General features: G+C 71.9%; 7 protein-coding genes. 3 read left to right on the top strand and 4 right to left on the bottom strand.

All coding sequences use genetic code 11. The features are described from left to right. The 3 genes from BU52_RS03795 to BU52_RS03785 all read right to left on the bottom strand — a co-directional run. The coding region (locus BU52_RS03795; RefSeq protein WP_037927648.1) for a putative bifunctional diguanylate cyclase/phosphodiesterase at positions 1–2140 on the bottom strand (2140 nt) is incomplete at its 3' end. Continuing rightward, on the bottom strand, positions 2137–2949 hold the full coding sequence (locus tag BU52_RS03790) for an SAM-dependent methyltransferase (RefSeq protein ID WP_037927645.1): 813 nt from the start codon (positions 2947–2949) through the stop codon (positions 2137–2139). The genes BU52_RS03790 and BU52_RS03795, both read right to left, overlap by 4 nt. A 275-nt stretch (positions 2950–3224) precedes the next feature. Continuing rightward, positions 3225–4166, bottom strand: coding sequence for an SCO0930 family lipoprotein (locus BU52_RS03785; protein ID WP_037927640.1), 942 nt, complete (start codon positions 4164–4166; stop codon positions 3225–3227). A 655-nt stretch (positions 4167–4821) separates the two neighbouring features. Here BU52_RS03785 and BU52_RS36765 point away from each other — a divergent pair. Beyond that, positions 4822–4950 (top strand): hypothetical protein, encoded by a 129-nt coding sequence (locus tag BU52_RS36765; protein ID WP_037927634.1) that lies wholly within the window; start codon positions 4822–4824, stop codon positions 4948–4950. A 37-nt stretch (positions 4951–4987) separates the two neighbouring features. Then, positions 4988–5752, top strand: a complete 765-nt coding sequence (locus BU52_RS03770) for a bestrophin-like domain (protein ID WP_078903092.1) — start codon at positions 4988–4990, stop codon at positions 5750–5752. Positions 5753–5843: 91 nt separating this feature from the next. On the opposite strand, the gene BU52_RS03765 is transcribed toward BU52_RS03770, so the two are convergent. Then, positions 5844–6341, bottom strand: coding sequence for a hypothetical protein (locus BU52_RS03765; RefSeq protein WP_037927629.1), 498 nt, complete (start codon positions 6339–6341; stop codon positions 5844–5846). Positions 6342–6675: 334 nt separating this feature from the next. Here BU52_RS03765 and BU52_RS03760 point away from each other — a divergent pair, with 334 nt between their 5' ends. Beyond that, positions 6676–7344, top strand: coding sequence for a class F sortase (locus BU52_RS03760; protein ID WP_037927628.1), 669 nt, complete (start codon positions 6676–6678; stop codon positions 7342–7344). Positions 7345–7346 lie beyond the last annotated feature (2 nt).

Raw genomic sequence — 7346 nt, 5'->3', positions numbered from 1 at the left:
AGCCCGTCGCGTCGACGAGGGCCAGCTCGTGCAGCCGGTCCGGCGGGCCCGGGCGGGCGTAGTACCAGCCCTGGGCCGTGTCACAGCCGAGGAGGCGGAGCTGTTCGGCCTGGGCGCCCGTCTCCACGCCTTCCACCGTGACCGCGAGGTCGAGGCTGTGGGCCAGGGAGACGATCCCCTCGACGATCTTCAGGTCGACGGGGTCGGCCGGGAACTGCTGCATGCCCTGGGTGAAGGAGCGGTCGAGCTTCAGGACGCTCACCGGGAGACGGCGCAGGTTGGTGAGGTTGGAGTAGCCGGTCCCGAAGTCGTCGAGGGCGATGTCGACGCCCATCTCCGCCAGGCGTCGCAGGGGCTTGAGGAGGTCGTCGTCCGCTCCGATCAGCGCCGACTCGGTCACCTCGAGGCACAGTGCGTCGGGAGCCACGCCGGCGCGTTCCAGGATGTCCACGGTGTCCTGGACCAGCCCGGGGTGAGTGAGCTGGCAGGGTGAGAGGTTGACGTTGATGCGCAGTGGACCGACCGCCTCTCCCCCGTTCCGGTCCCGCCACTCGCGGGCCTGGCGCACCGACTGCTCCAGCACCCAGCGGCCCAGCGGAACGATCAGTCCCGTGTGCTCGGCGAGCGGTATGAACCGGTCCGGCGACAGCACGCCGTGCTGCGGGTGCAGCCAGCGCACCAGCGCCTCGGCGCCCCGGACGCTGCCGTCGCCGAGGTGGACCAGCGGCTGGTACTCGATGAAGAACTCGCCCCGGTCCAGGGCCGTGGGCAGCGCCGTGGTGAGCCCGTGCCGGGTGATGGCGCGGGCGTCGGCCTCCGCGTCGGCGAGCTCGAACCGGTTGCCGCCCGCCGACTTGGCCCGGTACATGGTGATGTCGGCGCTGCGCAGCACCTCCGCCGCGCTGCGCTCCCCGGCCGGTCCCTCGACGATGCCGATGCTGCCGCGCACGGTCAGTTCCCGGCCGTCGACGCTGATCGGGGCGAGCAGCGCGTTCATGATGCGGGCCGCGAGCTCGTCGACGGTGCGCTCGGTGTCGGGGCCGGTGATCAGGGCCACGAACTCGTCGCCGCCGAGCCGGGCCACCATCTCGCCGGGCGCGGTGGCGCAGGCCTGGAGCCGGTCGGCGACCTCGACGAGCAGCCGGTCGCCGGCCGCGTGCCCGAGGCTGTCGTTGACGGTCTTGAAGCCGTCCAGGTCGAGGTAGCACAGCCCGAACCGCTGGCCCTCGCCGGCGCCGAGTGCCTTCTCCAGGCGCTCGAAGAAGAAGGTGCGGTTGGGCAGTCCGGTGAGCGCGTCGTGGGTGGCCTCGTAGCGCAGCCGGAGGTTGAGCAGCCGCCGCTCCGTGGTGTCCTCCATGAGGGCGAGCTGGTACTGCGGCTCGCCGTCGGGGTCGCGCAGCAGGGACACCGTCAGATTGGTCCACAGGACCGTTCCGTCCGGGCGGTAGAACGCCTTCTCCAGGTGATAGTGCTCGCGCTCGCCGGTCACCAGTTCGTCGTAGAGCCGCCAGGTCTGCGGGGCGTCGTCGGGGTGGACCCAGTCCTTGACGTTGCGGCCGCGAAGCCCCTGTTCGGAGAGTCCGAACATGCGCCGCAGCGCGCCGTTGACCTGCAGGACGTTGCCCTCGAGGTCGGCGATGCCGATGCCTATCGCCGCGCCCTCGAACACGGCCCGGAACCGGGCCTCGGTGGCGTGCAGCGCCTGCGCCACGACGCCCTGTGCCTCCAGCGCGGCCTGGGCGACGGCCTCCTGCTCGGCCAGCGTCCGCTCGCGCAACGCCTGCGCGAACCCCGCGGCCATGGCGTGCTGGAGCCTGGCGCTGCGTGCCCTGAGGTCCTCGCGGTCGCCGTCCCCGCCGCAGTACAGGACGAGATAGGCGTCCACGCAGTCGAGGGTCCGGCTGAGCGCCTCCGGGTCGGTGCAGTGCGCCTCCACCAGCGCCGCGCCGGCCGTCCTGCCCGCGTCCGCGTCGAAGGACCTGGCCCGCAGTGCCTCGCTGAGCCGGCGGGCCAGCGGCAGCAGACGTTCCTCGAACTCCGGGCGGGTCGACGAGGTGGAGGTCACCGGGAAGACCGCCCGGCTCCAGATCGTCGCGAACCGGCGCAGTCTGTCCTCCGGCCCGTCCGGCTCCGCGCTCACGCCGTACGCCCCACGCCCGCGAAACCGGAGAAGGCGTAGGGATCCTCGTCCTCCGGTGCGGTGTCCGGCCGCCACTGCGGCATCGGCACCAGTCCGGGTTCCACCATGTCGTACCCCTCGAAGAACCGCGCGATCTCTTCGCGCGTGCGCATGATCAGCGGGTTGCGAATGCTCTGGTACACGTCCACCGCCCCCTCGGCCCGCTCCGGCGGCAGCGGAATCCCGTTGTAGGAGGCATGGGTGAGAATGAGCATGCTGCCGGGCGCGAGGCCCTCGCGCAGCTCGGTCACCGCCGCATACGGGTCGTCCGCGTCTTCCACGAAGTGCAGTATGGCAACGAGAAGCAGCGCCACTGGCCGATTCAGGTCGATCAGCCGGAGCACTTCGGGACTGGTCAGGATCTCCCGCGGTTTGCGGAGGTCCGCGGCGAGAATGCCGGCCCGGTCGTTGCCCTGGAGCACCGCCTGGCTGTGCGCCACGGCCACGGGGTCGTGGTCGACGTACATCACACGTGCGTCCGGGTCGGCCGCCTGGGCCGCTTCGTGGACGTTGCCGAACGTCGGGATGCCGGAGCCGATGTCCAGGAACTGGGTGATGCCCTCGGCGACGGCGAAACGCACCGCCCGCCGCATGAACGCCCGGTTCGCCTGCATGATCTTGGGCAGTCCCGGCATGAACTCCATGGCACGGCGGGCCGCTTGCCGGTCGACCTCGAAGTTGTGCGAACCGCCCAGGTAGAAGTCGTACATCCGGGAGACGCTGGGCACCGTGATGTCGATGCTCCGGGGGGCCCAGGCGGGACGCTCCATGTATCTCTCCAAGGCGTAGGCGATCCGGTGTTCGAGCAGAGGCTACTGATCGCCCGCCAACGGAGCGACCCCAACCGGAAATTGACCATCCGTTCCCGGTCACTGCCAGTGGCACGTGCCGCGTCGGCCCGCTCCTGTGCGTGACGGGACGTGCCCGCGGGAATCCGGAGTGTTCCCGGTCGCGTCACGGCACAGCGGTCCGCCCCTCCGCGGGCTGCGGAGGGGCGGACACATGGCCGGCGGCATCCGGAGTGGACGACACCCTGGGGAGGTTGTTACTTCTCCGAAGCGCCGACCGGCTTTCCGTCGGGGCGTACGGCGTACCAGGTGCCGCCGACTCCCTGACCGTTGGTGTCGCCGGGGGCCTTGTCACCGGCGAAGGTGTAGATGGGCCAGCAGTTGATCGTCTGCTGTTCGGCTCCGTCCGGGCGGGTGAAGGTCATGTAGCCCTTCTTCTGGATGCCCTTGGTGTCCTCGAAGTCGACCGGCGACACCACCGGCCACTTCTCCAGACAGGCACCGGTGCAGGCCGACACGGGCTTCGGCCACGCCTCGTCCTTCATGAAGCGGTAGACGGTCATGCCGTTCTCGTCGACGACGATCTCGCCGAGCTTCGGGTCCTGCCGGGTGGACAGCCCGGCACCCTCGGCCACCTGTGCCTTCTTGCCTTCGGGGGTCAGCGCGTACCACTTGCCGCCCACACCCTGCCCCTTGACGTCACCGGCGTTGACGTCCTTGACGTAGCGGTAGGCGGGCCAGCCGCCGACGGTGAGCTGCTTGGTCCCGTCGGCCCGGGTGACCTCGCCGAGCAGGGACTTGTCGATACCCTCGCCGGCCGTGGCGTCGTCGGCGGGCACCGGCGGCCAGGTCTTGGCGCAGTCGTCCTCGCAGTTGGACGTGGGCGGCTCCGCGGTGTCCTGGTCGAAGCGGTACAGGGTCAGTCCGAGGTTGTCGGTCACCAGCTTGCCCAGTTCGGCGTTGGTGGAGACGTTCAGCTCACCCGCGGTGTTGGAGGGACTCGCGGCGGCCTGCCCGTTGCCGGCCTTGTCGCCGCCACTGCCGGCCGTGCCCGCGTTGCCGTAGTCCCCGGCCGCGGCCGTGGCGCCCACGTTCTGGCTGGAGGCGGGCGGTGGGGCGTCCTGACCGCACGCCGTGGTCAGGGCCAGCACCGCCGCGGCGCTCGCCACCAGTGAGGCGGTCCGCCAGGAGGTCTTCATCGTCAACTCCACATCATCGCCAGGGTCCTGCAGCGCCCTGCTGTGCCGCCGCTCGACGATGGGTACGCACGGAAGCACGCGTGGTGTTCAACGGCGGCCCGGATTTCTTTCGTTAACTCCTTCGGGGCAATCCCCCCGCTCCCGCGCGTGACCGGACGGTTCGCGACTCATGATCCCCCTCGTGCACCCACTCGTTCCCACCCGATCCCGCGTCGCCGCAGAGGTTCTGGCCGCGACGGCGCTGGTCTGGGCTCTCGTCGGCGCCCCCGGCGCGGCGGTGGCGGACGCCTGCGCGTACGCCTCCACGGGGCCGGGCGGCACGGAGGCGGTGGCGGTCGCCGGCAGTCTCACCTGGACGGACCCCCCGCCCTGCGTACCTCCTCCCCCGTCCCCGACGCCCACCCCCACGCCGTCCCCGACGCCCCCGCCCACGCCGACCCCGGCACCCCCGCCCACGCCGACCACACCCGCGCCACCGAGGCCCAGCCCTCCCCCGGAGCCACCTCCGCCGCCCCCGCCCGAGGCCCGTCCCGCACCGCCTCCGGCCCGTCCGGCACCGGCTCCCACCCCCTCGCCCCGCCCGCCGTCGCGCCCCGCGCCACCTCAGCCTCCGGCCCCGTCGGTCACGCCCGGGCCGCGGCCGTCCGTGACACCGGTGCACTATCCGCCGTACCGCGCGGCGCCGTCCCGCAAGCCCTCCCGTGGCGCCACCTCGCCGCTCACCTTCGTCCTGCTGATCACCACTCCCGCGGTGGTCGCCGTCGCCGCGCTCCGTCCGCGCTGACGAGCGGCCCGACCCCGACCCCTTCTGGAGGCACCTCTTGCCGGAATGGCTTGTTCTCACCCTCGCCATGCTCGCCGCGTGCGTCGTCGTGGTGGTCATCACCCTGGTTCGGCACCGCAGGGCGGCCGACGACGAGGACCCCAGCGAGACCCCCGACGTCATCGAGTACATGACGATGTGGATCGGTGTGGTGTACGCCATCGTCCTGGGTCTGGCGATCGCCGGCGTGTGGGAGGGGCGCAGCGCGGCCCAGGAGCACGTACGGGCGGAGGCGGTGGCACTGCACGAGGTCACCGAGCGGGTACGCGTCTACCCCGCAGAGGTGCGTGACCGCATCCGGGGCGATGTCAACGCCTATGTCGGACACGTCGTCACCACCGAGTGGCGCACCATGGCCGACGAGGGCCGGGTGACCGGGCGCGGCACCGAACTGCTCGACCGGGTCCGCCGGGACGTCACCGACTACCGGCCGCGGACGGACCACGAGGCACAGGCCTACCAGCCGCTGATGGACCAGGTGGCCGCCGCCGACGAGGCACGCGGCGCACGGGCCGGGGCGACCGGGCAGACCATGCCGGGCGTGGTGTGGTTCGGGCTCGTCTCGGGGGCCGTCATCACCATCGGCATGATCTTCGCGCTGCAGATCCGGCGCACCGGCCGGGAGCTGGTCCTCGCCGGGCTGTTCTCCGCGCTGATCGCGTTCCTGCTCTTCCTCATCTGGGACTTCGACGCCCCCTACAGCCGGGGCCTCGCCGCGTCGGCGGACCCTTTCCTGCGACTCTTCCCGCACATCGGGACCTAGGAGGGTACGGAAGAGCTTCGCCCCGGATCCGGCGGGATCCGGGGCGCGGCCTGTCGGACACGTGCGGAACGGAACCGAGGGGAACAGCGGCTCAGATCCGCTTCTCGGCGCGACGGCGCATCCAGAAGACACCGCCGCCGGCGACCGCCGCGGCCACCAGTGCGCCGCCGATCGCCATGTCGGTCGGGGTGGCCCCGCTGGTGCTGCTGCCGCCGACACCGCCGCGGACACCGCCGATGACGGTGAAGGCGGCCGGGCGGGTCAGGCTCCTGCCGGAGCAGTGGACCGTGATGTCGTAGGAACCGGGCCGGGCGTCCTCGTCGATGGTGGCGGTGCCCTTCGAGGTGTCGTGGGCACCGTGGACGGGCGTCAGATTCGTCCTCGGGAACGCGTTGGAGGTCGCCGTGCCGCCGTTGGGGCAGCCGTCGACCGTGATGGTCAGCTGGCCACCGCGGGCGATGACGCTGGGCAGGGCGACGATGTTGGACGGGTGGGGAACCCGGCCGGAGTCCGCGACGGCCGCCGGGGCGGCGAGCCCGAGGACGGCGACCGCGGCGCCGGCGGCCGCCAGAGCACGTGAGTTACGCATGTGATCCTCCGCGGAAGACGCCCCGGGTCCCGTCCCCGGTCCGATCGGCGAGAAAGCGCCTCCCAGAAAGACCCTCAGTTGCCCTGCGCGGCACCGCATTTCGGGAATGGTCCGTACCGGTGAGGCCCACCCCGTCGGGAAACCGCGCGAGAGGATATCGCCGCAGGTCACGGACCGTCAGAGGATCTTCGTCGACCCGCGCCCCGGATGGCGCACCCCGCCTCCTCCGCACCACCCGTTCGCCGCCGCCCCGTCGCCGGTCGGGCGCGCTCGGCCTAGCGTCTTCTTCATGCGCGAGTGGTACGGCGACGGCCGTGTCGAGAGGGGAAGGCGAATGTCTGCTTTCGAGCCGGACGAAGCCGAATGGGAGGCGCGGCGGAGGAAGCGCGCCCCGTGGGGCGTGATAGCGCTGGTGCTGCTGACCGGCCTCGCGCTCATCCGCAACGGCTCGGGGGAGTTCGACGCGGGCCCGCCGCAGCCGGCCGGTGCGGCCGCCGCCGACAGCAGGACCCCCGGCGGCATCGTGGTGGACGCGGTGCCGCCGCTGCCGTACGCGGTTCCGGAACGGGTGCGGATCCCGTCGATCCAGGTGGACGCGCCGGTCATTCCGGTGGGTCTGGACATGGAGGGCTGGGTGGACGCGCCGCCGCCCGAGGACCCGAACCTGGCGGGCTGGTTCACCGGCGCCGTCTCACCGGGCGAGAAGGGCACGGCGGTCGTCGTCGGCCATGTCGACAACGCGCAGGGACCGGCCGTGTTCTACGGGCTCGGGGCGCTGAAGAAGGGGAACCACGTCGAGGTCGCACGGCAGGACGGGAAGACCGCCGTGTTCGAGATCTACGGCGTCGAGGTCTTCGCGAAGAACGACTTCCCCGGGGACCGGGTCTACGCCTCCAAGGGCGGCGCGGAGCTGCGGGTGATCACCTGCGGCGGCGGTTTCTCCCAGCAGAACGGCTACGACGGGAACGTCGTCGCCTTCGCCCGCCTGGCCGAGGTCCGCTGAGC

Origin of the sequence: Streptomyces toyocaensis, assembly GCF_000725125.1 — a bacterium.
GTDB lineage: Bacteria > Actinomycetota > Actinomycetes > Streptomycetales > Streptomycetaceae > Streptomyces > Streptomyces toyocaensis.
This window is presented reverse-complemented; position numbering and strand designations above follow the sequence as displayed.